Consider the following 25,725-nt stretch of genomic DNA (forward strand, 5'->3'; position numbering starts at 1 on the left):
AGTCGGGGGCGGCGACCCGCTGACCAGCCTGGCCACCCCTGCCGTTCGCCGTCAATGGTCTGGGCCAATTACCCCGGAAGGAAGGACGCCTTCCTGGACGCCCGCCGCAGCGTGCGCAGCAGCACCGGACCCGTCACCACGACCAGCAGCGCGGTCGTCACGGCCCGGCCGAGGTCCCACCCGAGCGAGGTGGCGAGCGTGAACGCCGCCAGCTTCACGAGGTTCGCGCCCGCCGGCGCGTCCGGGTCGAAGCTCACCGACGTGCCCTCGCCGACCGCGAACGGCCAGAACGACAGGTTGAGCAGGAACCCGTAGACCAGCGAGCTGACCACGCCGTAGGCGGCGAGCAGCGCGATCTCGGCCCTGCCTCGCCACCGCGGCAGCAGCCCCGCGCCGAGCGCGACCCAGGCGGCGCCGAGCATCTGGTACGGCAGCCACGGCCCGACGCCGCCGGTGAGCAGGGCCGAGGCGAACAACGTCGTGTTGCCCAGCACGAACCCGAAGCCCGGCCCGAACACCCTGCCGCCCAGCACCATCAGGAAGAAGATCGTCTCGATGCCCGCGGTGCCTGCGCCGAGCGGCCGGATCGCCGCGCCGAGGGCGGACAGCACGCCGAGCATCGCGATCGCCCTGGAGTCCATGCCCTTGTCGCTGAGCTCCGCCAGCACCACGGCGAGCACCAGCGGCAACAGCAGCGCGAACGTCCACAGCGCGTCGCCGCCGTGCGCGACGTCGCTCGACGGCGCCACGAACAGCGGCCACGTGAACGCCGCCAGGCCGATCACCCCGGACACCGCCAGGGCGACCGCGGACCTCGCGCGGACCGCGATCACAGGGCCGCCTCGACGTCGGCGACCGTCAGCCACGGGCCGAGGACCTTGCTGACCTGCGGCGCGAAGATCGGCGACGACGTGACGACCTCGCGCGCCGGTCCGTCCGCGACTACCTCGCCCTCGGCCATCACGACCACTCTCGTCGCGTACTCGGCGACGAACTCCACGTCGTGCGTGGCGAGGACGATCGCGCTGCCGAGGCTCTTCAGCGTCGCGGCGAGCGCTTCTTTGGCCGGGTAGTCGAGTCCGCGCGTCGGTTCGTCGAGCAGCAGCACGTCCGGTGCGCCGGTGAGCATGACGGCGAGCACGAGCGCCAGCCGCTGGCCTTCGGAGAGATCGCGCGGGTGCGCGTCCTGCGGGACGTTCGCCAGGCCGTCGAGCAGCTCTCGGCAGATACCGGACGGGTGGCCGGTCTCCTGGTCGGCCTGCGCGCACTCCTCCGCGACGGTCTCCAGGTAGAGCAGGTCGGACGGCTGCTGCGGAACCAGCGCGACGGTCCTGCGGCGTTCGGCGGGCTTCACCGCCTTCGGGTCGGTGCCGTTGACGCCGACCGTGCCGGACGTGCGCTTTCCGCTGCCCTGCACCGCCCAGAGCAGCGACGACTTGCCGGAACCGTTGCGGCCCATCACCGCGACCCGTTCGCCGGCGCCGACGGCGAGCGAGACCCCGCGCACGGCCTGGACGTCGCCGTACCGGACCACGACGTCCTTGACCGCCAGCAACGGCTCGACGGCCGGAGGTGCCTCGGCCGCGGGTTCGGTGAGCTTCGCGCGCAGCGGTGCCGCGACCCGGCGTGCGTCGCGGACCGAGACCGGCACCGGCGACCACCCCGCCACTTGTGCGAGCCGCACGACGGGTGGCGCGACCGGTGCTTCCGCGAGCACCTCGCCGACGCCGCCGATCGTGCCCTGCGGGAGGAGGAGAGCGCGGTCGGCGTACTGCGCGACACGCTCCAGGCGGTGCTCGGCGATCACCACGGTCATGCCGAGGTCGTGCACGAGTCGTTGCACGGCAGCGAGAACGTCCTCGGCGGCGCCGGGGTCGAGGGCCGAGGTGGGTTCGTCGAGGACGAGGACGTTCGGGTGCGCGGTGAGGGCCGCGCCGATCGCGACCCGTTGCTGCTGGCCGCCGGACAACGTCGCGAGTGGACGGTCGCGGAGTGCCGCGAGGCCAAGCAGGTCGAGGGTCTCCTCGACGCGCTTGCGCATCACGTCGTTCGACAGGCCCAGGGACTCCATCGAGTACGCGAGCTCGTCCTCCACGTTGTCCGCGACGAAGCCCGCGACCGGGTCCTGGCCGACGAACCCGACCACGTCGGCCAGTTCGCGCGGCGGGAAGTGCGCGGTGTCGCGGCCGCCGACCAGGACGCGTCCGGCGAGGGTGCCGCCGCTGAAGTGCGGGACGAGTCCGTTGACCGCCCGCAGCAACGTCGACTTGCCGGAACCGGTGCGGCCGACGACCAGGCACAGCTCGCCTTCGGGGATCTCCACGGAGATGTCCCGCAGCACCGGCTCGCCGGCGTAGGTGATCGTGACGTTCTCGAACTGGATCATGTCTCCCCCACCAACACGAGCGGTGCCAACGCCACCAGCACGCCGAGCGCCGGAAGCAGCGGCAGTTCCGGTGCGGCCAGCGGCACCGTCGACGGCGACAGCGCCGGATCTCCCGAGAACACCAGCACGACCGCGCCCGTCACGCCGCTCAACGCCACGCCGATCGCTCGTGGCGTCCACCGGTCCGGGCGGTAACGCGTGCGCGGCACCCGCCGTGCGCCGACCCGCAGACCCGCGACGGCCAGCACACCGCCGACCGCGAGCAGCGGCCAGCCGGTGTAGGCGTCGGAGAGCAGCCCGTACGTGCCGATGCAGAACCCGAACAGGCCGGCCAGCACCAACGTCCCGGTCAGCGCGCGATCCCTGCGCGAGATGCCCGCCGTGCGGCCGTAACCGCGCGAGTCCATGGACGCCGCCAGCACCAGCGACCGGTCGAGTGCGTCCTCCAGCACCGGCACCAGCATCGTGCGGATCGCTCGCGCGCCGCGGGCGGTGTCGCCGCGCAGTTGCCGTGCCCGCCGCACCGACCGCGCGGACGCGACCAGCTGCGGTGCGACGGTGAGCGCCACCACGACGGCGACGCTCACCTCGTACAGCGCGGCCGGGAGCGAGCGGAGCAGGCGTTTCGGGTTGGCGAGGGCGTTGGCGGCGCCGACGCAGCCGAGGATCGTCGCGAGGAGCAGTCCCTGGTACAGCGCGAAGACCAGGCCCTCCGCGCTGACCGGGCCGCCGACGCGGATGCCCCGCGCCCAGTCCGGTAGCGGGATCTGCGGCAGCGTGAACAGGACCGTCGGGCCCGCGATGCCGCCGAGGAACACGTGCAGCACCACCCGCAGGCCGATGACCAGCAGGCCGAACCTGAGGAACACGCCGTAGGTCCCGGCCCACGGCGTGGGCGCCCGGCACGTCACGACGACCACGCCCGCGACGGCCAGGACCAGGCCCAGCACCAAAGGGTTGGTGGTGCGGCTGGCGGCGGTGGCCAGGCCGAGGGCCCAGAGCCACCACGCGCCGGAGTGCAGCCTCACTCTTCCGCGCCGCGCCGGCGCCGTGCGACGAGCAGTCCGGTGACAGCGAGCGCGACGATCACCAGTACGCCGAGCACCGTCCAGAGCCGGCCCGAGCCGGACTTCTCCTGCGCCACAGGCGTGCTGCGGTCAGCGACGGCCGACGTCTCCGCCGCCGACGACGAAGACGTCGTGGACGTCGACGCGGAAGTGGTTGCCGCAGAGGAAGAAACCGGCGGTGCAACGGTCGTGGTGGTCGTGGTGACCGCCGGTGGTTGCTGCACGGGCGGCTGCCCGGCAGGAGGCGGCGGGGGTGCGGGGACCTGCGGAGGCGCGGGCGGCTGCGGTGCCGGAGCCGCGGGTGGTGCGATGCCCGGCTGCTCCCCCGCCCCGAACGCCCAGCCCTCCACGGTTCCGCGGGACGGCACGAACGTCGCGGCGCCCTGGTTGCTGTACGACCAGGCGCCCCCGGCCGGTGCGTGCCAGTACGACCAGTAGGCCGTGGCGGGGGACGCGTTGACGCACTTGTCCGCGTCCGTGCCCGGTTTGGCGTTGATGCGGCAGACGAACCCGGGCTGGCGCGACGCGTAGGTGTAGCCGAACCCGGCCGCGGTCAGCGCCGCGACCCCAGAGCCGGGACTGCCCGGCGCGCAGCCCTGCTGGACGCCGCCCCCGAGGCCGCGGAAGTCGACGACGACGGTCACGCCGTCGCAGCCCGCGGCCCGTGCCGGCACCGGTGCGAGTGCGATCACCAGTGCCAGCGCGAAGAAGAGCCTCCTCACGGAGTGGCGCCCGGAGCGGTGCCGGGGCCGAACGCCCAGCCCTCGACCGTGCCCGGCGCCGGGTCGTGGCTGCCCGCGCCCGAGGTGCTGTAGGTCCAGGTGCCGCCGGGCGTGCCGTGCCAGTACGACCAGTACGCGCTGGTGGTCGGCGCGGTGCACGGGTTCGGCAGCGCGTTGACGCGGCAGACGAAACCGGGCTGGCGCGGCACGAACGAGTAGGTGAAGCCCGCGCCGGTCAGCGCGGTCAGTCCGGTGGCCGGATCACCTGCGGCACACCCGGTCTGGACGCCACCGCCGAACGCGGAGAAGTCCACGACGACCTTCACGCCCGCGCAAGCGTCGGCGGAGGCGGGGGACGTGACGACGAACGTGCTCGCCAGCAGGGCGAGGACAGCGAGGACGCGGCGCATCACGCACCACCCTTCCGACGACGGGAGACGACGAGGAGCACGGCGCCGGCGAGCACCGCGAACGAACCGGCCAGCGTCAGCGGGACGGCCTGGTCCGGACCGGTGGCGGCGAGCGGCGGGGCGACCGGCTGGGTGACCGGCGCCTCGGGACCGGCCGGTGCAGGGACGGTGGGTTCGGGGGTCGTGGACGACGGAGGCGTGGTGGTGCAGTCGATCGCGGGCACGCCGGCCGTGGCGGACGACGCCGACACCTCGGCGAGGCTCACCCGCGCGAGCCCGAGCATGCCCTGCACGGTCGAGCGCACGACCGTTCCGGCGTCGAAACCGTTGCCGTCGAACGCGATCGCACCCCGCTGAGCCTCGGGCGCGGCACATCCGACCTGCAACGTCTTCAGGAACGCCACGGCCTTGTCCGCCGCGGCGGTGCGACCGCCGGCGACCAGCGCGCCCACCGCGAGACCGGTGGTGTTGGCGTTCGTGGGCGGCGTCATCGCCTGGAACCCGCCGTCGGCCTGCTGCTGCGCCACGAGCCAGTCGAGGGCCTTGGCGGACGCGGTCTTCTCCCCCGCCGCGAGCAGCGCCTGGAGCACCTGCGCGGTTCCGTCCACATCGGACTTGCAGACCGCTTCGCCGAACACGATGGGGAAACCGCCGTCCGGGCACTGCGCCGCGGCCTGGAACGCCACCGGCTTCGCGACGTCCTGACCGGCGCGCTTCAGCACGATGATCGCCAACGCCTGCGTGAACGCGTTGGTCTGGTCGAACGACGGGTCGGTCCGGTCGCGGAACCTCCCCGAGGGCTCCTGCAGCGCGCCGAGCCGGTCCAGCAGGTCGACCCCGCCGAACTCCGCCGGGTCCGTGCCCAGCGTCTGCGCGACGAGCGCGAGCTTCGTGAGACCACCGACGTACGACTCGGCGTCGCCGTCCCCGACGAACGTCTCCAGCTGCGGCGACGCGGCCAGCCACGCGGCGGCCTTCGTCGCGGTCGACTTGCCGGCCTTGGCCGCGGCCAGCGCGTAGATGCCGTCGGCGGTGAGTCCGGGATCACCGGACGCCGGGTCGTTGGGGAACCTCAGCAGCCGGTCGCCCCCGGCGAACTGGCCTGCCAGCCACGTGCTCGGCGACACCTCGGCGGCCTGCGCCTGCGGTGTCGCCACCAGCGCGGCCGCGATGACCGCGACCAGCGCGGACTTCCTGATCACTACGCCTCCCTGTCCCGCTGTCCTCGACGGGTGAGTGGAGCTGCCGCGCGCCACGGGCAGTCGGACTTTCACCGTTGCGGGTCAGTGCCGGAGTTCCACCGGCTTCCCCCGCGGCGTGCGGATGCTGTTGTCCCCTGGATCGTGCGGGTTCGGCCTACCCGAGTCAAATGGCTGTGAGCCGGGCCATCGGCTGCGACAATCGGCGGCATGGGGGAGTTCGAGGAGTCGGTCCTGGCTGCGGTGGCGTCGATCGAGGCGCTGATCCCGCCGGAGCCGGCGGCGGAGCTGGGCCGGTACCAACCGCGGGAGCGACGTGGTCCGCAGCACGGAACTGCCGCGCAGCAAGCACTCGACGCGTTTCCCGGTCTGGCCGCGGAACGGTTGCTGGGCGCACTGGAACTGGGCGTCGCCGCGCTGCCCCTGCACGCGCCCGCGGACGTGGTGGCCGGTCTGCGCCCACCCGGCAACGGGACCTTCGGGTTCGTGTCGCTCGGCCGCGAAAGCGCGCTGAGGAGGCCGGTCGCGTTCGTGGCGGCGGCACATCCCGGGGCGATCGAACTGGTCACCGACCACGTGCGGTCGATGACGGGACTGCTCGACCTGAGCGGGGCGAGCGGTGACGAGGCGGCGATCGCCGCCCAGCACGGAGCGGCACACCTCGCACTGGCCGTGGCGGTGTCGGCGGCCGTCCTGCGCGCTGTCGGCACACCGACCTCCACCGATCCGGTGGCGATCATCGGCATCGCGATCGGGGTGACCGCGCTGCTGCTGCCGTCGATCGGGAAGCCTCCCGCGTACGCCCGGGCGATGCTGGAGAAGCGGCGCGCCGAGTACAAGGGCTCGTACTGGCAGACCAACGTGCCGGTGTTCGACCACGAGTTCGTGTTCGTGGAAGAGCCGGGCTTTCCCGGCACGGACTTCTCGGTGACGGGACTCGTCTCCGCGGTCGACACCGGTTTCGCCGTGCGCACGGGGGTCCGGGAGGGCAGCGTCCCGGTGTTCGTGCGGGTGGCGCTCGACGAACCGGGCGAGCCGATGACCTCGATCTGGGACGAGGTGGCCGAGGTCAGCTTCACCGCGGTGAAGGGCGACGCCCGGCTCGGCCGCGGTGCTCTGCCGCCCTGGCCGGGGGAGTTCCGGGTCCGGGCGCACGCCCGCGGCCGGGACGGTGACGACGAAGAACGCCACGAACTGCTGATCTGGCCGGCACCTCACGCGGACCCGCTCGTGCTCAAGAAGACGGACCGGGTCGGTCACCGGCTGCGCGGCGAACCCGAGCCCGCGCCCAGGACCGCACCGGAGGCGGCGCTGCGGTGGCTGCCCGCACTGCTCGGCGACGCGGCGACCGTCACGGTCGTGACCGGCCTCGGCGTCGACGACGTGGTCGGCGACTTCGAGGAGGACTCGCTCGCCGTCGAGATCGACGGCGGGACCGTGGTCCTGGAGCTCGACAACTGGGTCGGCTCCGGGCCCGAGGTGCTGAAGCGACTGTCCCGCAACGGGAGCGCCGCCAGCCTGTTCTGGAACGTCAACTCCGACCGGCGGCTGTCGTTCGCCAGGGACGGCGCGCTGCTCGGTTCGGCGGAACCGTGGAAGGACGCCGACTACGGCGACGACCCGGAGGTCGCCGCCGCACTGGCCGGGCTCGACTTCGAGGACCTCCGGCACCTCAGCGCGAAGGGGATCACCGCGGTCGTCCGCTTCACCCGCACCGAGCTCCCGCGAGAGGACCTCGCCGCCGCCGTCGGGAACCTGTTCAGTAGTGGGGAAGAATGAGGCTGTTCACGATCTCGTCGAACTCCGGGATCGGCGCGCCGCCGCTCTCCTGGTTGCGCAAGGCCATGTCCTGGTTGGCCGTCACGTACGGCCGCAGGACCTCCTCGTAGCGCTCGAAGGCGGTCGTCGGGTCCTTGGCCAGCTCGCCGGCCAGCACGTACGCGCCGACCAGCGCCATGCTGGTGCCCTGCCCGGACAGCGGGGAACCGCAGTAGCCCGCGTCGCCGAGCAGCACGACGTTGCCGCGCGACCAGCTGTCCATGCGGATCTGGCTCATCGAGTCGAAGTGGAAGTCCGGCGCCTCCCACATGTGCTTGAGCGCGGTCGGCCACGCCCAGCCGGCACCCTCGAACTTCTCGGCCAGCAGGCGGCGCTGCGCCTCGACGTCGCGGTGGTCGAACGACGTGACGCCGTTGAATCCCATGTACACACGGCATTCCGCGTTGGAGCGGGCGCTCATGATGCCGCCGCCGACCACGTCCCCCTGCTGGAAAGTCTGCCAGTGGTCGAGCCCGAGGAAGTTCGGTGCGGTGAACACGGCGAGGTTGACGCCGAGGTGGCTGATGAACCGCTCTTCGGGGCCGAAAACCAGGCGGCGGACGTTGGAGTGCAGGCCGTCGGCGCCGACGACCACGTCGAAGTCGCGCGGGGCGGCCTTCTCGAAGGTGACGCGGGTGCCGTCGATCGCGGTGATCGTGTCGTCGAAGAGGTACTCGACGCCCTCGACCGCGTCGAAGAGCATCCCGGCCAGGTCGTCGCGGAGCAGCTCGACGTCGGGGCTCGACAGGTCGCCGCCGCTGATGGTGCGGGTGGTGGAGCTGAACAGCTCGTTGCCTTCGGCGTCGACGACGTTCATGCCGCGCATGTTCGTGCTGAACGACCTCAGCCGCTCGCCGAGGCCCATGCGCTCGATGACCTCCAGTGCCGGGCCGCGCACGTCGATGGCCTGGCCGCCGGGGCGCAGGCCGCGGGCCCGCTCGACGACGGTGACGTCGAAGCCGTGGTGGCGCAGCCAGTACGCGAGGGCGGGGCCGCCGATGCTGGCGCCGGAGATCAGGACGTTCGTCATGGTGTTCCCCCTGTGGGTCGGTGTTGCCCACAAGGTGCCGACCGGCGCTGACCGTCGGCTGACCACCGGCCGTCAGCGCCGGACAGCGACCCCCGCGAACGGGACCTCGTTGACCTCCGGGTTGGCCGCGAAGTCGCCCTCGCTGTCCGGACGCCACGACGGGCAGCCGACGAGACCGGGCTCCACCAGGTCGAACCCGGCGAAGAACGCCATCACCTCGTCGTGCGTGCGCGGAAACGCCTGGTTGGCGGCGCTCTTGACGTTGTAGGTCCGCACGGCCTCGTCCATGCCGGCGGGCTTGGCCTCGGCGGAGGCGTGCGACAGCGCGAGGAAGCTGCCGGGCGCCAGCCGGTCGCGGTAGCGGCCCACGATCGACACCGGGTCCCACTCGTCCGGCACGAAGTGCAGCACCAGCAACATGAACAGGCCGACGGGCTCGTCGAAGTCGAGGAGCTCGCGCGTCGAGCACGCGTTGAAGATCGCGTCCAGGTCGCGCAGGTCGGCCTGCACGACGGCGGTGCCGGCGTTGCCCGCGAGGATGAGCTCGCTGTGCGCGACCGCCACGTCGTCGCGGTCAACGTAGACGACCCGGCAGTCGGGCGCCTCCGCCTGCACGATCTCGTGCAGGTTGCCGACGGTCGGGATGCCGGAGCCGATGTCGAGGAACTGCCGCACGCCCCGCTCGACCATGTGCAGCGCCGACCTGCGCAGGAACGCCCTGTTCATCCGGGCGGCGTCGCGGACGCCGGGCATGATCTGCAGGATCTTCTCGCCCAGCGCGCGGTCCGGGGCGAAGTTGTGACCACCACCGAGCCAGTAGTCGTACACCCGTGCCGGTGACGGCACCGTCGTGTCCACCCCTGGTGGAACCCAACCGAGGTCGCTGCTCACCGACTGAGCGTATCCGTGTGCACCACATCGGCCGAACGGCTCAGCACCCGATCGTGTGTACTTTCTCGCCACCACTGGCGCGGCACCCCTAGGTTGTTCGGGGTCGCACGAGAGGTGGTGTCATGCCGAGCGTCACGACGGTGCCGGGCCGGTGGCCCCTCGTCGGTCACACCGTCACCCTGCTCCGCAACCCCGTCGAGTTCCTGGCCTCGTTATCAGCCAGGGGCGAGGTGGTGAAGGTCTACCTCGGGCCGCTGCCGGTGCACCTCGTCACGACGCCCGAGCTCGCGCTGAAGCTGCTGGCGTCGGACAAGTTCGACAAGGGCATCGTCTTCGACAAGATGCGCCCGCTGTTCGGCAACGGGCTCGCCACCTCCAACGGCGCGTTCAACCAACGGCAGCGGCGGATGGTGCTGCCCGCCTTCCACCGCACCAGGGTCGCGACCTACGCCGAGACCGTGATCACTTCGCTGGCCACCGAACTGCGCGACTCGTGGCACGACGGTCAGCGCCTGGAGCTCGACGCGGTGGTGCAGGACTTCGTGATGACCGTCGCCGGTCGCACGCTGTTCTCCGCCGACCTCGGGCCACGCGTGCTCGACGAGATCAGGCGCTCGATCCCGGTCATGCTCCGGCACGTGCTGGTGCGCGCGTTCTCGCCGGGGTTCGTGGAACGGTTGCCGCTCAAGGCGAACCGCGAGTTCGACGAGGCCGCCGCGCGGTTGCGCGAGGTGATCCCCGAGGTCGTCCTGGGGGCGCGCGGCGACGGCGCCGACCACGGCGACCTGCTGTCGGCCCTGCTCGCCGCGCGCGACGCCGACACCGGCGAGGCCATGACGGACGAGCAGGTCCACGACGAGGTCGTCACGATCCTCACCACCGGTGCGGAGACGACGGCGGTGGCGCTCGCGTGGTTCTTCCACGAGGTCGGCACGCGACCCGTTGTGCGGCAACGGTTCCACGCCGAGGTCGACGCCGTGCTGGGCGACCGGCCCGCGACGTTCGAGGACGTGCCGAAGCTCGAGTACACCGGCCGGATCATCAACGAGGTGCTGCGCCGCACCCCGCCGATCATCCTGATGCGCCGGGCCCGCGAGGACGTCGAGATCGGTGGCGTGCTCGTGCGGAAGGGCGCGGAGATCGCCGTCTCGCAACACACCCTGCACCGCGACCCGCGCTGGTTCCCCGACCCCGGCGGGTTCGACCCGGACCGGTGGGAACCGGCGAGAGCCGCCGCCCTGCCCAAGGGCGCGTTCATCCCGTTCGGTGCCGGCACGCGGTTCTGCCCCGGCCACTTCCTCGCCCACACGGAGATCGCGATCGCGGCCGCGACGATCGCGACCCGGTGGGACCTCGTCCCCGCAGCGGGACACCGCGTCCACGCCCAGCTGAAGGCGACCATGCAGCCCGACCGGCTGCCGATGACCGCCCAGAGCAGAAAGCCTCCCGCGTGAAACTCCTCCCCGTCCTCGCCGCGGTCCTGGCGACGATCTCCCTGACGCCCGCAGCGCACGCCGCCGGTGTCGACTGCTCGGTCACGACGTTGCCGGTGTCCGCTCCCGGCGGCGCCGGCACGGTGTCCGGCCAGCTCTGCAAACCGGCGGGGGCGAACCCGCGGTCGGTCCAGCTGCTGGTGCACGGCGGCACGTACAACCGCGCCTACTGGGACCTGCCGGGTGTGCCGGAGTCCTACTCGTACCAGCGGAACATGGCCCGCGAGGGCCGCGCGACGTTCGCCGTGGACCGGCTCGGCGCGGGTGCGTCGTCACGGCCGCCGAGCCTGCCGCTGCTGATCTCCGTCGAGGCGCGGTCGATGCACGAGGTCGTGCAGCACCTGCGGGCAGGGCGGGTCGGCGGCACCGCGTACGAGAAGGTCGTCATCGTCGGCCACTCCGTCGGGTCCGGCATCGTGGCCGCCGAGGCCGCGACCTACCACGACGTCGACGGCGTGGTGCTGTCCGGGATGACGCACATGCCGGCCGTCCCGGTGCTCGCCCTCGGTGCGGCACTGGGACTCCAGCCGGTGTTCCTCGACGACCTGCTCGCGACGCTGGGCAGCGACCCGCTGTACTTCACGACGAGGCCGGGTGCGCGGGCCGGCTTGTTCTACGCGATGGACGACGCCGAGCAGCTCGTCGTGAACGCCGACGAGCTGACCAAGGACCAGGTCTCGGTGCCGGGCATCGGAACCGTGGCGGTGTTCGGCATCGTGCTGCCCACGACCTACGGCATCGACGTGCCGGTGTTGCAGGCCGTGGGCTCCGGCGACGTGCTCTTCTGCGGGCTGCTGGCGTTGCGCGACTGTTCGAGCGCTTCCAGCCTGCGCGCCCAGGAAGCCCCCTACTACCGGCCGGAAGCGCAGCTGCAGACGTACGTGCTGCCCGGTGCGGGGCATTCCCTCGCCCTGCACCGCAACGCCGGCGCCTACCGCGACGCGACCCGCGCGTGGCTCAGCTCGAAGCTCGGGATGTGAGCCGGTAGGCGGACGTGCCGAGGCCGGAGGGTCCCCGCTGGAAGGCCGGGAGCCCGCCGGCCTCGTCGTAGCGGCTGGTCTGCTCGTGCCAGTGGATGATCCCGGCGATCCAGTCCTTCAGCTCGTCGGCGTACCGGGTGAGCCCCGCGTTGTCCGGGAGGTCGTCGACGGCCCTGACGAACTGGTCCAGGCGGGCGTCCATCAACGCGTAGGTGATCTCGAAGGCGCGTTCCTGCGGCACCCCGAGGAAGTTCTCGACCACGCGGACGATGTTGTGCACCTCGCCCTCGTACTGCGTCTCCTTCGTGTACGAGAACACGTCGTTGAGCATCGTGCAGTAATCCATCGCGGACCGTTCCAGCGTCTGCACGGCCCGCGTTCCCCACAGTTCCGGCGGCACGGTCGCGGAATGCGAAAAGCGGCTGAGCGAGGTCGTCAGCTCCGACCCGAACGTGCTGCGGCGCATTTCCACGTAGTCGACCGGGTCGGGGATGCGGTTGTGGTGCATGTTGACCACCTCCCACACCCAGCTGTCGAGCATCGCGTCGACGGTGTCGCGGAACGTGGAGCGGAACGAGGGCGTCATCGGCGCCGCGGTCCGCTGCCACAGGTCGGCCAGCGAGCGTTCGGTCGCGTTGGCCGGGACGACGGTCTGCACGAGGTCGAGCGGCATGCACGCCTTGAGGCGAGCGGTCTGGGTCTTCACGCCCGCCAGGTCGCGGGTCCTGCCGTACCAGAGCGGGTAGACGTCGTCGGCGTACGTGCCCCAGGTGAGCCAGCAGCCGGACAGGAACAGCTCCTGCGCCGTCGCGTCCGGGTCGATGCCCGCGGAGCAGAGCGGGAAGTCGAAGCCGCGCAGCTTCCGCTCGTCCCACACGCCCTCGCCGGTGAAGCCCTGCTCGACGGCCCAGATCGCCACCTCGTCCCTGGCCCGGTCCAGGTGGGGGCTCAGCGCCAGCGGGAACGGCACGTCGAACGACGGCAGCACGTACGGCTCGACGACCTTGGGCGTGCTGGTGAACTGGCCGATCCGCTGCGGCATCGTCTTGGCGTACGAGCCGAGGACGCTCGCGGCGGACATGCCGAGCGGCACGCCCTTGTTCATGTACCGCGACGACCGCAGGTGCCACTCGTGACCGCCCGCCTGCCAGTCCTGGAGGCCCTTCACGTAGCCCAGCACGGCCGCGCGGCCCGCGGGGTCGACGGCGTGCTCCTCCAGCAGGATCGGCACCTCCGTGAGCGCCGTGTGCTCGAACTGGTGCAGGCGGGACGTCAGCAGGTCGTTGACGGCGTCGGCGGCCTGCTGGGTGGGCAGGCCGAGGAACTTCTCGAACACCAGCACACCGTTCGAGAGCTCGCCCTCGTCGAGGACCTCGCGCTCGTAGGAGAACAGGTCGTTGCGCAGGTGCACGGCGTCGCTGAAGGTGTCCCGCAGGACCTCGATCGGCCTGGTCGCGGCGATGTGCGCGGGGACTTCGAGGCCGACGGCGTGCTCGACCAGGTTCGCGCTCCACGGCGCGCCACCGACGCGGCGGCGCATCTCGACGTACTCGACGGGGTTCGCGAGCCGTTTCGCGCTGATGTTGTGCAGCTCCCACATCGACTCGTCGAGCAGGTGCCGGGTGTTGGCGGCGAACCGCTCGCGCCAGTCGCGCGAGTGCGTGCCGACGGTGCGGCGCCAGAGGTCGGCGAGGCCTTTCTCGACCGGGTTCTCCGGGGTCTCGGTGATGACGCCGGAGACGGGCATGAACAGCGGCAGCCGGTCGAGGTGGGCCTGCGCCCCCGCGATGTCCCGGCTGCGCTTGAACAGCTCGACGAAGTGGTCGTCGAAGTAGAAGACCCACACGTACCAGTCGGTGACGAGGTCGAGCGTCTCGCCGTCGCAGTCCGGGTGCGTGTAGGCGCAGAGCAACGCATAGTCGTGCGACTCGAGGTCGTCGGCCGTCCAGACGACGGTGCCGTGCTGCGGGACGTCGACCATGTCCATCTCGCGCGCCCACGCCCTTGTGTGCACGCGGGCGCGTTCGAGGTTCTGGTTCAGCCGGGCCGGGTGGGGCGTGTAGAACTCCGGCAGCTGGAACGGCTGCAATGGGACCTCCGGGCGTGGGGCGGGACGCGGTGAACGCAACCAGCCCGGCGCTCGGGGACGCCAGATGTGCCACCGTGATCCACACGGGGGTGGAGGTGTGTCGCCCGATCAGCGCAACGGAGCTCCCGTGACGAACACTCAGCGCACCAGGGACTGGGCGCTCAGCTTCACCGCAAACGGGAATTGCAGTTCGACGATCTCCTCGCCGTCGGACCGGGCCTGCTCGACGTACGCCCCGTTCTCGAGGTGCAGGCAGCGCAGCCACGGACTGTCGTAGTCGATCATCCAGTAGTTCTCGCAGCCGACTTCCTGGAACTTCGCCCGCTTGAGCTCCAGGTCCACGTGCCGCGTGCGGGGCGACAGGACCTCGACCGCCAGCACCGGCGGCCCCACGAGCGCCTGCCTGGTGAACTGCTCGCGCCGGCCCACCACCAGGTCGGGGATGAAGACCGTGTCGTCCGCGAGCACCACGTCGACCGGAGCGGGGAGGACCTCCAGCTCCGGAGGGCAGACAGCCGTCAGCGCCACCAGCAGCCGGGCGACGACGCGCTGGTGGACGGGGCGGGGTGAGGGGCTCACGACCAGCACCCCGTCGACGAGTTCGAAACGGTGCCCGTCATCAGGCATCGCCTCCAGGTCCGCCCACGTCAGCGGTCTGCCGTGGGGAAACGTCGGGACACCACCCATGGTGCGTTCCACCCCCTGGTCGAGGCCACCGTCCGCCGGCGCGGTCCCGGCGATGCCATTAGACAAGACTGGTCCGATCCGCACGACTCGCAAGCCCCTTTTGGCCGACGCCACACCACTGCACGCACATGTCCCGACCTGCACCATCCCGCAGGGTGAGCACCGGCTGGTCCTGCCGTGGACGTCACCACCCGGACGGCGCAGCGAGATGGTTTCAATCGAACAAGTGGCTAATTTTGGATCAATTTTCGGCCGATTTCCGATAACGCCGCCGAGCCCGCCAATTGCTCGCGAATGCGACCCTAACGGAATCTTAAGGGCCAGCCAAGCACTCGCTCGGAGCAATAGCTCACACCGACCTCACGAAAAGAAGATCGAAATGCTCCCGGCGTTGACCCGATCAATTCCGGGGTGACCCGTGTGATCGCCGTGGGGACGGCGTGTGGGTGGCTTCCCACACCCTCGGTGGCACCACCACCGAGGGGAGCAGGGATGCGCAGGACCGGCGACAGGGTGCGGCAGTGGGTGGCGTTCGCGGTGCTGGCCGCGGCCGTGGTCACGCTGGTGGCACTGGGGCTTTCGCTCTAGCGAGGGTCCGCTTCGCCACGGCGAGGGGACGGGGCTGGTGGCCGCGCTCCGCGGCCGCCACCGCCTGCTCCGCGTACCGGACCGCCGCCTCCCGGTCACCGAGCTCCAGGTGCGCGGCGGCGAGCTGTTCGAGCACGCGTTCGTCGCTCCACCAGCGGCGCACCTTCCCGAGGGCCTGGAACCGCTTCAGGTAGCCGACCGACTCGGCGGGTCGGCCGCCCGTCAGCGCGTCGAGCGACAGCGCCACGTACAGCGTCATCTGGCCGACGTGGTCGCGGATCTCCCTCATCGCTGCCAGGACGGCTTCGTCGTCGGGCAGGTTCGTGTACTCCCGGCAGAGCCTCGCGACGTCCCGCGCCAGCGCGCCCGCGACGGTGAGGTGGCCCATCTCGTACCGCCAGCGGGCGAAGTCGGCCAGGGCGAGCGCCTCGCCGCGCCGGTCGCCGCACTGCCGGTAGGCGGCGAGCGAGCGTTCCATGCAGCGCAGGCATTCGTCGTCCTGGTAGGCGTCGAAGTGCGCGTGGGCGATGTTGTTCAACGTGACCGCGAGCTCGCGGACGTCACCGCGTTCCTCCACCAGCGCGGCCGCTTCGCGCATGTGCGCGAGGGCCTCGCCGGTCCGGCCCAGCTCCGCGTGGTTGATGCCGATGTTGTGCAGCGCGTTGGCCACCCCGGTGGGCGCGCCGGCCTGGCGCATGAGCACGAGACCGCGTTGGAAGTGCTCCATCGACGTGTCGTACTCGCCCCGTTCGCGCGCCATCATGCCGAGCAGGCCCAACGCCGACGCCTCGCCGCGCCGGTCGCCGATCTGCCGCATCAGGCCGGCCGCTTCGCGCAGGTGCTCCTCCGCCTTCGGGTTGCCGTCGTCCATGTACGCCGAACCCAAGCCCCGCAACGCTTCCGCGCGCGCTTTGAGGTCACCGAGGGCGTGCGCGGCCGCGAGTGCGACGCTCTGCACCTCGACGCGCTCCCGGCCCGCTCCGCTGAGCCACAGGTAGTGCGAGAAGTGGGACGGCAGCTGCCAGGCATGGCGGTAGTGGCCCTCGTACGCGGCTAGGTACACGGCGGCCTTGAGGTTCTGCCGTTCCGCCGCCTGCCACGCGAGGGCCTCGACCGGTCCGGCGAACACCGGCGGGTCGACCGGCTCGGAGGTGACGGCGGAGTCGAACGCCGGGCGGCCGGGAGCGATCTTGCGGGCGGAGTCCTCCGCGCCGCGCAGGTAGTGGTCGAGGACGCGGACGACCGCCTCGCTCCTCTCCCCCGGCTCCACCGCGGCCTTCGCGTGGTCGGCCAGCAGGTCGTGGAGGCGGTAGCGGCCGTTCTCCTTCTGCTGCACCAGGTGCACGTCGAGCAGCTCGTCCAGCAGGCGTTCGGCCTCCGCCCGCGTGGACCCGGCCACCGCCGCGGCGAGGTGCGCGTCCCAGTCCTCACCGGTGTGCAGGCCGAGCCGCCGGAACAACCGCTGCTGCTCGGCCGTGAGCTGCCGGTAGGACAACGCGAACGCGCCCGCGACGCTGCGTTCGCCGGCGGTCAGCTCGGTCAGCCGTTGCCCGGTCAGGCGGCGGACGACGTCCTGCGCGGACCACGCGGGCCGGGTGCGCCAGCGGGCGCCGACGATCCGCACGGCGAGCGGGAGGTGGCCGCACAGGCGCACGACCTCGCGGCAGTCCTCGACGTTCCTGCGGGTGATGCTTCCCAGCAGCTGCAACGAGTCCTCTTCGGACAGCACGTCCAACGACACCGTGTGCGCGGCGTCCAGGTCGACGAGCCGGCGCCGTGACGTGACGAGCACCAGCCCGGTTCCCGGCAGCAACGGGCGGACCTGGGCCGCGCTGCCCGCGTTGTCGAGCACGACGAGTGCCTTGCGGTGGGCCATCTCCGCCCGCCACCGCGCGGCGCGGGCGTCCAGGCCGTCCGGGACGTCCTGGGCCGGCACGCCCAGTGCGGTCAGCAACGCCAGCAGCGCGTCGGACGGGGTTCGCGGTTCGACGCCGGCGGTGTGGGAGTGCAGGTCGACGAAGAGCTGTGCGTCGGGGAAGCGCGCGGCGAGGCGGTGGGCGGCGCGGACGGCGAGGGTCGTCTTGCCGATGCCCGCCATGCCGTCGATGGCGGTGATCGCGACGCACCCGGACGGCACGGCGGCGAGGATCTCGTCCAGGTCGCCCGTGCGGCCGGCGAAGTCGGCGATGTCGCCGGGCAGGTCGTTGCGGGCCCTCGGCCTGTTGTCGGCCGTGAGCACCTGCCGGTGCGCCTGCTGCAGGTCCTTGCCGGGGTCGAGGCCGAGCTCACCGGCGAGCTTCGCCCTGATCTCCTCGTAGGCCTGCAACGCCTCGGTCTGCCGGTCGCACCGGTGCAGCGCCACGACCAGCTGCGCCCACATCCGTTCCCTGGTGGGGTGCTGTCCGGTGAGCGAGCGCAGCTCGGGCACGAGCCGTTCGTGTCCGCCGGCGCGCAGGTCGTCGTCGATCCGCGCCTCCAGCGTCGCCAGGTACCTCTCGGTCAACGCGGGCACGTGGTCGCGTTCGAGCGCGTCGCTGCCGATGTCCGCGAACGGCCTGCCGCGCCACAGCGCCAGCGCCTCACGCGGCGGGAGCAGGCCGAACCGGTGGACGTCGACGTCGTCCGGCGGCACGTCCAGCAGGTACCCGCCCGGCCTGGTCAGCACGAGGTCCGGCCGGCCGAGGTCCTCCCGCAGCCGCCCGACCGTGGTCTGCAGCGCGTTGCGCGACCCGCCGACCAGCTCGACGAGCTCGTCGACGCCCACGACCTGCCGTGCCCGCACCAGCAACGCGGCGAGCACCACCCGCCGCTTGCCGGGCGGGACGTGGACGCGGCGCCCGTCGAGCACCACGTCCAACGGCCCGAGCAGGCCGAACGACCTCACGCCCACTGACCCCAGTGCACGATCTCCTCGAACGGCACGCGCTTGCGGGTGCGCGGCGAGGCCCCTTCGGAGATGCCGGTCTCGTCCGGGTGCCCGATCGCGATGATCCCGATCGGCGAGTAGGTCTCCGGCACGCCGAACTCCGCCCGCAACGCGGGCCACTGCTCCCGGTTCGTGCCGAAGAAGACGGCGCCGAGCCCCTCGTCCACCGCGGTCTGCAGGATCAGCAGCGACGCCATGCCGGTGTCGATGTCCCAGTACGGCACGGGCCAGTGGTCCTCGCTGCGGTCGGTCCACCCCTTGTCGGCCTGCGCGTACCGGTCGAGGTACACGTCCTTGGCCGAGAACGGGATCACGACGACCGGCGCCTTCTTGGCGTCCTCGCCGCCCCACCACTCGAACTTCTCGGTGAGGCGCCGCAACGCCTCCCCCTGCAGCACCAGGAACCCCTGGCCCTGCGAGAAACCGGCGGACGGACCGCGCACGGCGTTGCGCATGATCCGCTGGACGCTCTCGTCGCTGACCGGCTCGTCGGTGAACTTGCGCACCATCCGCCTGCGGCGGACGACGTCCTGGAACTCCACGGCTGCCTCCCCGGATGTGATCTCGACCGTAGCAGCGCCGAGAACCTCCCAGCGGGGGTTCGCCGCGTCCCTAGAGCCGTCTCAGCCCCGCCAGCACCCGCTCCAGCAGCTGCCCGTCCGGCCGGTCCGCGCCGTAGGAGGACGCGGTCCGGTGCACGTCGATCAGGCCGTGCGCGGCCATGTCGCCGAGCAGGACCTTGGTGACCCCCAACGGCAACCCGCGCAGCGCGGCGATCTCCGCCACCGACCGGGGCGAGTGGCACAGCGCCAGCACGTCCTGGTGCTCCGGCCGGACCGCCGTGGAGGACCGCTCGTTCACCGAGACCAGCGACTCGATCTCCAGGTGCACCTCGGACACGGTGCGCCCGCCGGTCCACGCGTAGGCGCGGACGATCGACGACGAGGTGTCGACCCCGGACTCGACCGAGGGCAGCGGGGGCACCGGTTCGAAGACGGCCGTGGCGTACGGGTCCGGCTGCTCCAGCACGGGTTCCGGCGCGCGCGAGGTCTTCTTCTTGCCGCGCTTGCGGATCCGGTCGCTGTCGAAGCTGAAACCACTGATCAGGTCGCCGAAGTTGACCTGCTCGTCGGGATCTCGGCTCATGCCAGCTCGGCCCGCAGTTCCGGCGTGAGCAGCTGGCCCACCTGGCGCACGACCACCGTCATCTCGTAGGCGACCTGGGCGACGTCGGAGGACGACGAGGCCAGCACCGCAAGGACCGAACCGTCGCTGATGGACGACATCAGCATCACGCCCCGGTCCATCTGCACGACCGTGCGCACGACGGCCTCGCCGGCGAAGCACTGCGACGCGGACTCGGCCAGTGACACCACGCCGGCCACGATCGCCGCGAACTGCGGGGCGATCTGCGGCGGGAGCTTCGACGACGAGATCAGCACCAAGCCGTCGGCCGAGATCACCACGGCGTGCTCGATGCCGGGCGTGCGTTCGGCGAAGTTGGTGACCAGCCAGCCGAACTGGTCCACCTGCGTGCTCATCGACTCTCCTGGTGGTCGGGAAGGCCTCGCTGCACACCGCTCTGGAAGGCGTTGAGGAATCCTCTGGCGGACTCCGGTGTCTGCCGCGCGGGTGCCGGGGGAGGCTTCGGTGCTGCCGTGGGCTCCTGGAACCAGGATGCCTGATGCCGCTCGATCGCTTCCCCTCGGAAAGACTCCCAGGACTGCTCGCGCTGTGGTGCCAGTTCGGCGGGAACCAACACGATCGCGCGAGTGCCCTTGCCCTGGTGCGCGTCGAGGCGTACCACGATCTCGTGGCGCGCCGCGAGCCTGCCGACGACGAAGAGGCCCATTTCGCGGAAGACCTGCACGTCCGCGCCCTCACCGGCCGCGGCGAGGCGTTCGTTCACGACCGCGAGGGCTTCCGGGTCGATGCCGATGCCCTGGTCGACCACGTCGATCTGCACGATGCCGCCCGCCTCGATGGACGCGCTGATCGACACCTGGGTGTGCGGCGGTGAGAAGGCCGTCGAGTTGTCGAGCAGCTCGGCGAGCAGGCGGACCAGGTCGCTCGCGACGTAGCCCACCACCTCGGCGTTGGGCGCCGTGTGCACGGCCACCCGCTGGTACTGCTCGATCTCCGCGGCCGCCGCGCGCAGCACGTCGGTGAGCGGGATCGGCTTGTGGAACCGCCGGGCCACCTCGCCGCCGGAGAGCACCATGAGGTTCTCGTTGTTGCGGCGCATGCGGGTGGCGAGGTGGTCGAGCTTGAAGAGGTCCGCGAGCTGGTCCGGGTCCTCCTCGTACTTCTCCAGCTCCTCCATCAGCTTGAGCTGGCGTTCGACGAGGCTCTGGCTGCGCCGCGAGAGGTTCACGAAGATGTTGCGCATGTTCGCGCGCATGGCGGCCTGTTCGAGGACCGACTTCACGGCCTGCTGGTGCACCTCGTCGAACGCACGCGCCACCTGGCCGAACTCCTCGGTCGTGGTCACCGGCACGGCCTCGATCTCGGTGCTGCCGCGGCCGGTCGCGACCATCTCCGGCAGCTTCTCCCACGCCACGTCCAGCGCGGAGCGGCGCAGGGTGTTCAGCGACCTCAGCAGGTAGCGGCCGACGACGAACCCGACGGTGGCCGCGAGGATCAGGCTGGCGAACAGGATCGCGGCGGCCGCGCCGGCGGCGTCGCTGGTCTCGTCGCGCAGGCGGTTCGCGGTGTCGCGCAGGTCGGTCTGCATGCCGTCGACCACGCTGTTCAACGACGTCGCGACGGCACCGGAGGCCTTGCTCCAGTCCGCCGCCGAGATCGGCAGCTTCGCCGGGGGCCTGCCGCCGGTGCCGGCGGCGTCCGCGGTCGGGTGCAGCAGCGCGGCGGCCAGCATCTTGCGCTGGGCCTCGATGTCGGGGCCGTTGAACTTGGTCCCGTAGTCCTTGAGCTGGTCCGGGGTCGCGAGCGCCGCGAACTCGCCCGCGATGTAGCTGAGCTTGACGTTGGACTCGACCAGCGACCGCACCTCCGCCTGGACGAGCTGCCCGCGGCTGATCCCGGTCAGCACGACCGACTGCTGGTAGAGGACCTGCTCCTGCACGTGCAGGACGTGGTGCAGGCCCATGGCGGTGCGCAGCAGCGCGGCGTCGCCGAACTCGCTCGCGAGGACCTCGTCCACGTCGAGCAGCGACTCGGTGAGCTCGGTGTAGGTCCTGACCGTGGCCGGGGCGTCGTCGGTCCGTTCCCGCAGCGCGGTGAGGTCGCCGATCCTGCCCTGGACGTCGTCCATGCGGGCGTGCACGACCTCGCTGAGCGACGTCTTGCCGATCTGCTCCCGCAACGCCTTGCGGGCCTCGTCGGTGCGACGGCCCTCGTCGAGGAGGCTCTGCCGGTCGGCCCCCTCGGCGATGATCCGCCGTTCGGCCTGCACGCCCCTGATGACGGGGATCAGCGCGGAGCGGACCTTGACCTGCCGCTGGAGCGCCGCGTAGGACTCGGCGCGTTCGATGTGCGACTGGATCTGCACGACGCCGGCGCCCACCGCGATGGTGACCGGAACGATCAACACAGCGGCGAGCTTGACCGGCAGGCGCCAGTTGCGCCAGTTGACGAGCGCGGTGAACATCAGACGAAGAGCTTGGCCGCGTTCAGGAAGAGCCGGTACAGGCCGTAGGCGAGCGGGAGACCCACCCACAGCCACGCACCGATCAGCAACAAGCGCTGGGAGCTCACTTCTTCACCACGCCTTCCGACTCTTCCTCGTCCTCGGCGGCTTCCGCGGCCTCGGCCTCGTTCCACCTGGCGGCCGTTCCGCCGTCGTCCGTCCGAGGGGACGGTTCACCCGCCCCGGCGGTTGCCTCCGGCTCGTGGAACTTCGGGTTGACCGGGCGGATCAACTCGTTCGCGACGAAACCGACGACCAGCAGCGAGATCATGATGTAGAACGACGTGGCGTACAAGTCCGGGCCGACGTGCCCGGCCTTCTTGCCCGCGTCCGCGATCGCGTTGACGATCAGCGGCCCGAGCACGCCCGCCACCGACCACGCGGTCAGCAGGCGGCCGTGGATCGCGCCGACCTGGTAGGTGCCGAACAGGTCGCGCAGGTACGCGGGAACGGTCGCGAAGCCCGCGCCGTAGAACGACAGGATCACCATCGCCGCGATCACGAACAGCGGGGTGCTGGTCGAGCCGACGGTCAGCAGCACCAGGTAGAGCAGGGCGCCGACGCCGAGGTAGAGGCGGTAGATGTTCTTGCGGCCCACGATGTCCGAAGTGGACGACCAGACGAACCGGCCCGCCATGTTGGCGGCGGAGAGCAGCGCGACGAAACCGGTGGCGGCGGTCGCGGCGACCGGCGTCGAGGACTCCTTGAAGAAGTCGACCAGCATCGGCGCGGCCTTCTCCAGGATGCCGATGCCCGCGGTGACGTTGAAGCACAGCACGACCCACAGCAGCCAGAACTGCGGCGTCTTGATCGCGTTGTTCGCGGAGACGTTGTGGGTGACGGTGGCCTTGTTGGGCTTGTCCTTGAGCAGCGCCTCCTTCTCCGCCGTGAACTCCTTGGAAGGCAGGCGGATCAGCAGCACGCCGAGGCTCATGAAGACCGCGTAGGCGATGCCGTGCACGAGGAAGGCCTTGCCGATGCCCGAGGTGGTGGCGCCGAACGCGGTCAGCATCGAGGTCGACCACGGCGAGGCGATCAGCGCGCCGCCGCCGAAGCCCATGATCGCGATGCCGGTCGCCATGCCGGGACGGTCGGGGAACCACTTGATCAGCGTCGAGACCGGCGAGATGTAGCCGATGCCGAGGCCGATGCCGCCGACCAGGCCGTAGCCGACGACGACCACCCAGTACTGGCCGGCCCACACGCCGACGGCCGAGATCAGCAGGCCGGAGCAGAAGGCGATCAGCGACATGAGCATGGCCCAGCGGGGACCACGGCGCTCCACGGTCGTGCCGAGGACGGCGGCCGAGAGCCCGAGCATCACGATGCCGAGCTGGAACGGCAACGCGGACTGCGTTCCCGTGATGCCGAGCGATTTCTCAAGGGGCGTCTTGAAGACGCTCCAGGCGTATGCCTGACCAATGGAGAGATGAATCGCCAGTGCTGCGGGCGGAACGAGCCAGCGGTTCCATCCGGGAGGCGCGACTTGGCGTTCGCGCGCTAAGAACCCCACTTTATCCCCAACCGTCACCAAATACGCGGACCGAACGATCCTAGGCCAGGTGCACACGTGCGACAACGGCCTGGCACCGTCCGTCACCGTTGCACCGGACGCAACTTCCGATGATCATCGCAGGACAACCCGTGCGACAGACCATTTGAGACGAATGGATTATCCGAGTTCAGTCCGGGTTTGGTCCGGTTTGGACCGTTTCCGTGTGCGCGCGCACGTTGACTGCACACGTGAGGGCGCTACAGTGGGCGCCGCACACCGAGGGGCAGGGCCACATGACCAAGGCGATCCGGTCGCCTGGCGAAACGCAGCAGGAGTACCGGGAAATCCGGGGTTTCGCGTCGTTCGACGACCCCGAGACTTTGTCGTACGTCGATTCGAACGGCAAACCGAACTTCGAGGCGATTCGGCAGACCGAGGAATTCCGGAACCTCCGGCGTCGTCTCACGACGTTCATCTTCCCGATGACCGCCCTTTTCCTCGCGTCCTACCTCACCTTCGTGCTGCTGTCCGCGTACGCGAAAGACTTCGTCAGCACCAAGGTGATCGGCGTAATCAACCTCGGCATCCTGCTGGGCTTGGGCCAGTTTGTGACTTCCATCATCATCACGCTCGGTTATGCCCGCTACGCAAAGCGACGGCTGGATCCGCAGCGGAAATTGCTCGCAGAGATGACGGGCGTCGAGGAGTAAGGCATGGACACCACCGGCAACCCGGTGCTGAACCTCAGCGTCTTCGCGGTGTTCGTCCTGATCACCCTGTACATCGTCTACCGCTTCAGCAGCCGCAACGTGACGGCGTCGGACTACTACGCCGCCGGCAGCTCGTTCACCGGCGCCCAGAACGGCGTGGCGCTGTCCGGTGACTTCCTGTCCGCCGCGTCGTTCCTCGGCATCTCCGGCGGCATCGCGGCGCACGGCTACGACGGCTTCCTCTACTCCGTCGGCTGGGTCGTCGCCTGGCTGGTCGGCCTGCTGCTGATCGCGGAGGGCCTGCGCAACACGGGCCGCTTCACCGTGGGCGACGTGCTGGCGTTCCGGATGAGGCAGCGCCCGGTCCGCGCGGCCGCGGCGAACGCGACCCTGGTGATCTCGTTCTTCTACATGATCGCGCAGATGGCGGGCGCCGGCGGCCTGATCGCGTTGCTGCTCAACGTGACCTCGAAGTGGGGCCAGGCGATCCTGATCGCCCTGGTGGGCATGGTCATGGTGCTGTACGTGCTGCTCGGCGGCATGAAGGGCACGACCTGGGTGCAGATCATCAAGGCCGTCCTGCTGCTGCTCTGCGTGACGCTGATGAGCGTGTTCCTGCTGGGCAAGTTCGGCTTCAGCCTGTCCGCGATCATGGACCAGGCCACCGACCACAACAAGCTCGGCGACGCCGTCCTCGACCCCGGCGCGAAGTACGGCTTCAGCGCGATGTCCAAACTGGACTTCGTCTCGCTGGCCCTGTCCCTGGTGCTGGGCATCGCCTCCCTGCCGCACGTCCTGATGCGCTTCTACACGGTGCCGAACGCCTCGGAGGCCCGCCGCTCGGTCGTCTGGGCGACGTGGACGATGGTCATCTTCTACCTGTGCACCCTGGTGATCGGCTTCGGCGCGATGGCCCTGGTGGGCTCCGACGAGATCGCCGCCGCACCGGGCGGCGAGAACTCGGCGGCACCGCTGCTCGCGTTCGAGATCGGCGGCGCGGTCCTGCTGGGCATCGTCTCCGCAGTGGCGTTCGCCACGATCCTCGCGGTGGTGGCAGGCCTCACACTGGCCGCCTCGGCCTCGTTCGCCCACGACGTCTACGCGAACGTCATCAAACGCGGCAACGTGGAACCCCGCAGGGAGATCAAGGTCGCCCGCCTGACCGCGGTCGTGGTCGGCATCCTGTCGATCATCGGCGGCATCGCGGCCAACGGTCAGAACGTCGCGTTCCTCGTGTCCCTCGCGCTGGCGCTGGCCGCGTCCGCGAACCTGTCGACGATCCTCTACACGATCTTCTGGCGCCGCTTCAACACCACCGGCACCCTGTGGAGCATCTACGGCGGCCTGGGCTCGTGCCTGCTGCTCATCATCTTCTCGCCGGTCATGTCCGGCGCGAAGACGTCGATCTTCCCGGACGTGGACTTCGCCTGGTTCCCCCTGGGCAACCCGGGCATCGTGTCGATCCCGTTCTCCTTCCTGTGCGGCTTCCTGGCGACGATCTTCTCGAAGCCGGACGAGGACAAGGCGGCCCTGGCGGCGGAGATGGAAGTGCGAGCGATCTCGGGCATCGGCGCGAAGGCCTGAC

22 protein-coding genes and 1 riboswitch are annotated in these 25,725 nt (G+C 70.8%); of the genes, 5 read left to right on the plus strand and 17 right to left on the minus strand.

Annotated features, from left to right (window positions below):
• Window positions 1–68: 68 nt before the first annotated feature.
• Genes VF330_RS31825 through VF330_RS31850 form a run of 6 tightly spaced genes read right to left on the minus strand, consistent with a single transcriptional unit; the run spans window position 69 to window position 5,787 of the window.
• Window positions 69–833: an ECF transporter S component gene (locus tag VF330_RS31825; protein ID WP_330855400.1), complete on the minus strand. Its 765-nt coding sequence runs from the start codon at window positions 831–833 to the stop codon at window positions 69–71.
• Window positions 830–2,386 carry an ABC transporter ATP-binding protein gene (locus VF330_RS31830; protein WP_330855401.1) on the minus strand — a complete coding sequence of 519 codons (1,557 nt, stop codon included), beginning with the start codon at window positions 2,384–2,386 and terminating at the stop codon, window positions 830–832. The genes VF330_RS31825 and VF330_RS31830 overlap by 4 nt, the downstream gene beginning before the upstream one ends.
• A complete protein-coding gene (locus tag VF330_RS31835) occupies window positions 2,383–3,414 on the minus strand; it encodes an energy-coupling factor transporter transmembrane protein EcfT (protein WP_330855402.1) in 1,032 nt (343 codons plus the stop codon). The genes VF330_RS31830 and VF330_RS31835 overlap by 4 nt, the downstream gene beginning before the upstream one ends.
• Entirely contained in the window at window positions 3,411–4,175 is a 765-nt protein-coding gene (locus VF330_RS31840) for a hypothetical protein (RefSeq protein WP_330855403.1), read from the minus strand. Before VF330_RS31840 ends, VF330_RS31835 begins: the two co-directional genes overlap by 4 nt.
• Window positions 4,172–4,585: a hypothetical protein gene (locus VF330_RS31845; protein ID WP_330855404.1), complete on the minus strand. Its 414-nt coding sequence runs from the start codon at window positions 4,583–4,585 to the stop codon at window positions 4,172–4,174. Before VF330_RS31845 ends, VF330_RS31840 begins: the two co-directional genes overlap by 4 nt.
• Window positions 4,585–5,787, minus strand: a complete 1,203-nt coding sequence (locus VF330_RS31850) for an LPXTG cell wall anchor domain-containing protein (protein ID WP_330855405.1) — start codon at window positions 5,785–5,787, stop codon at window positions 4,585–4,587. The genes VF330_RS31845 and VF330_RS31850 overlap by 1 nt, the downstream gene beginning before the upstream one ends.
• A 46-nt stretch (window positions 5,788–5,833) precedes the next feature.
• Window positions 5,834–5,905, minus strand: a riboswitch (adenosylcobalamin-variant (AdoCbl-variant) riboswitch).
• A gap of 89 nt (window positions 5,906–5,994) precedes the next feature.
• Here VF330_RS31850 and VF330_RS31855 point away from each other — a divergent pair.
• Window positions 5,995–7,563 (plus strand): DUF6461 domain-containing protein, encoded by a 1,569-nt coding sequence (locus VF330_RS31855; protein ID WP_330855406.1) that lies wholly within the window; start codon window positions 5,995–5,997, stop codon window positions 7,561–7,563.
• Here the strand turns inward: VF330_RS31855 and VF330_RS31860 are convergent.
• Together VF330_RS31860 and VF330_RS31865 are read right to left on the minus strand one after the other, a co-directional pair.
• Window positions 7,544–8,632 (minus strand): FAD-dependent monooxygenase, encoded by a 1,089-nt coding sequence (locus tag VF330_RS31860; protein WP_330855407.1) that lies wholly within the window; start codon window positions 8,630–8,632, stop codon window positions 7,544–7,546. The two genes, VF330_RS31855 and VF330_RS31860, sit on opposite strands and share 20 nt — an antisense overlap.
• 72 nt (window positions 8,633–8,704) lie before the next feature.
• Window positions 8,705–9,523, minus strand: a complete 819-nt coding sequence (locus VF330_RS31865) for an SAM-dependent methyltransferase (protein ID WP_330855408.1) — start codon at window positions 9,521–9,523, stop codon at window positions 8,705–8,707.
• Window positions 9,524–9,645: 122 nt separating this feature from the next.
• Between VF330_RS31865 and VF330_RS31870 the strand changes: the two genes are divergently transcribed.
• Window positions 9,646–10,977: a cytochrome P450 gene (locus tag VF330_RS31870; protein ID WP_330855409.1), complete on the plus strand. Its 1,332-nt coding sequence runs from the start codon at window positions 9,646–9,648 to the stop codon at window positions 10,975–10,977.
• Window positions 10,974–11,996: an alpha/beta hydrolase gene (locus VF330_RS31875; RefSeq protein WP_330855410.1), complete on the plus strand. Its 1,023-nt coding sequence runs from the start codon at window positions 10,974–10,976 to the stop codon at window positions 11,994–11,996. Before VF330_RS31870 ends, VF330_RS31875 begins: the two co-directional genes overlap by 4 nt.
• Here the strand turns inward: VF330_RS31875 and VF330_RS31880 are convergent.
• The 9 genes from VF330_RS31880 to VF330_RS31915 form a co-directional block, all read right to left on the minus strand.
• On the minus strand, window positions 11,974–14,085 hold the full coding sequence (locus tag VF330_RS31880; protein WP_330855411.1) for a terpene synthase family protein: 2,112 nt from the start codon (window positions 14,083–14,085) through the stop codon (window positions 11,974–11,976). The genes VF330_RS31875 and VF330_RS31880 overlap by 23 nt on opposite strands.
• Window positions 14,086–14,223: 138 nt before the next feature.
• A complete protein-coding gene (locus VF330_RS31885) occupies window positions 14,224–14,772 on the minus strand; it encodes a Uma2 family endonuclease (protein ID WP_330855412.1) in 549 nt (182 codons plus the stop codon).
• A gap of 556 nt (window positions 14,773–15,328) precedes the next feature.
• The gene (locus VF330_RS31890) at window positions 15,329–18,244 is read right to left on the minus strand and encodes an AfsR/SARP family transcriptional regulator (protein ID WP_330855413.1); all 2,916 of its coding nucleotides are present in this window, start codon (window positions 18,242–18,244) and stop codon (window positions 15,329–15,331) included.
• Complete coding sequence (locus tag VF330_RS31895; protein WP_330855414.1) at window positions 18,241–18,828, minus strand: nitroreductase family protein; 588 nt, start codon at window positions 18,826–18,828, stop codon at window positions 18,241–18,243. The genes VF330_RS31890 and VF330_RS31895 overlap by 4 nt, the downstream gene beginning before the upstream one ends.
• 70 nt (window positions 18,829–18,898) lie before the next feature.
• Complete coding sequence (locus tag VF330_RS31900; protein WP_330855415.1) at window positions 18,899–19,432, minus strand: DUF742 domain-containing protein; 534 nt, start codon at window positions 19,430–19,432, stop codon at window positions 18,899–18,901.
• Window positions 19,429–19,827, minus strand: a complete 399-nt coding sequence (locus VF330_RS31905; protein WP_330855416.1) for a roadblock/LC7 domain-containing protein — start codon at window positions 19,825–19,827, stop codon at window positions 19,429–19,431. The genes VF330_RS31900 and VF330_RS31905 overlap by 4 nt, the downstream gene beginning before the upstream one ends.
• Window positions 19,824–21,896, minus strand: coding sequence for a nitrate- and nitrite sensing domain-containing protein (locus VF330_RS31910; RefSeq protein WP_330855417.1), 2,073 nt, complete (start codon window positions 21,894–21,896; stop codon window positions 19,824–19,826). Before VF330_RS31910 ends, VF330_RS31905 begins: the two co-directional genes overlap by 4 nt.
• Entirely contained in the window at window positions 21,896–22,003 is a 108-nt protein-coding gene (locus VF330_RS42120) for an MFS transporter small subunit (protein ID WP_414675501.1), read from the minus strand. Before VF330_RS42120 ends, VF330_RS31910 begins: the two co-directional genes overlap by 1 nt.
• Window positions 22,000–23,448 (minus strand): OFA family MFS transporter, encoded by a 1,449-nt coding sequence (locus VF330_RS31915; protein ID WP_330855418.1) that lies wholly within the window; start codon window positions 23,446–23,448, stop codon window positions 22,000–22,002. Before VF330_RS31915 ends, VF330_RS42120 begins: the two co-directional genes overlap by 4 nt.
• A 275-nt stretch (window positions 23,449–23,723) precedes the next feature.
• Here VF330_RS31915 and VF330_RS31920 point away from each other — a divergent pair, with 275 nt between their 5' ends.
• The gene (locus VF330_RS31920; RefSeq protein ID WP_330855419.1) at window positions 23,724–24,140 is read left to right on the plus strand and encodes a DUF485 domain-containing protein; all 417 of its coding nucleotides are present in this window, start codon (window positions 23,724–23,726) and stop codon (window positions 24,138–24,140) included.
• A gap of 3 nt (window positions 24,141–24,143) precedes the next feature.
• Window positions 24,144–25,724: a cation acetate symporter gene (locus VF330_RS31925; protein ID WP_330855420.1), complete on the plus strand. Its 1,581-nt coding sequence runs from the start codon at window positions 24,144–24,146 to the stop codon at window positions 25,722–25,724.
• Window position 25,725 lies beyond the last annotated feature (1 nt).

The sequence above is a fragment of the Lentzea sp. genome (genome assembly GCF_036380075.1).
Lineage (GTDB): Bacteria > Actinomycetota > Actinomycetes > Mycobacteriales > Pseudonocardiaceae > Lentzea.

Coding starts and splice junctions, on each gene's coding strand:
- VF330_RS31860 (WP_330855407.1), bottom strand. CDS start 8,632: ATGACGAACGTCCTGATCTCCGGCGCCAGCATCGGCGGCCCCGCCCTC.
- VF330_RS31900 (WP_330855415.1), bottom strand. CDS start 19,432: ATGAGCCGAGATCCCGACGAGCAGGTCAACTTCGGCGACCTGATCAGT.
- VF330_RS31905 (WP_330855416.1), bottom strand. CDS start 19,827: ATGAGCACGCAGGTGGACCAGTTCGGCTGGCTGGTCACCAACTTCGCC.
- VF330_RS31910 (WP_330855417.1), bottom strand. CDS start 21,896: ATGTTCACCGCGCTCGTCAACTGGCGCAACTGGCGCCTGCCGGTCAAG.
- VF330_RS31845 (WP_330855404.1), bottom strand. CDS start 4,585: ATGCGCCGCGTCCTCGCTGTCCTCGCCCTGCTGGCGAGCACGTTCGTC.
- VF330_RS31920 (WP_330855419.1), top strand. CDS start 23,724: ATGACCAAGGCGATCCGGTCGCCTGGCGAAACGCAGCAGGAGTACCGG.
- VF330_RS31885 (WP_330855412.1), bottom strand. CDS start 14,772: ATGGGTGGTGTCCCGACGTTTCCCCACGGCAGACCGCTGACGTGGGCG.
- VF330_RS31870 (WP_330855409.1), top strand. CDS start 9,646: ATGCCGAGCGTCACGACGGTGCCGGGCCGGTGGCCCCTCGTCGGTCAC.
- VF330_RS31925 (WP_330855420.1), top strand. CDS start 24,144: ATGGACACCACCGGCAACCCGGTGCTGAACCTCAGCGTCTTCGCGGTG.
- VF330_RS31855 (WP_330855406.1), top strand. CDS start 5,995: ATGGGGGAGTTCGAGGAGTCGGTCCTGGCTGCGGTGGCGTCGATCGAG.
- VF330_RS31830 (WP_330855401.1), bottom strand. CDS start 2,386: ATGATCCAGTTCGAGAACGTCACGATCACCTACGCCGGCGAGCCGGTG.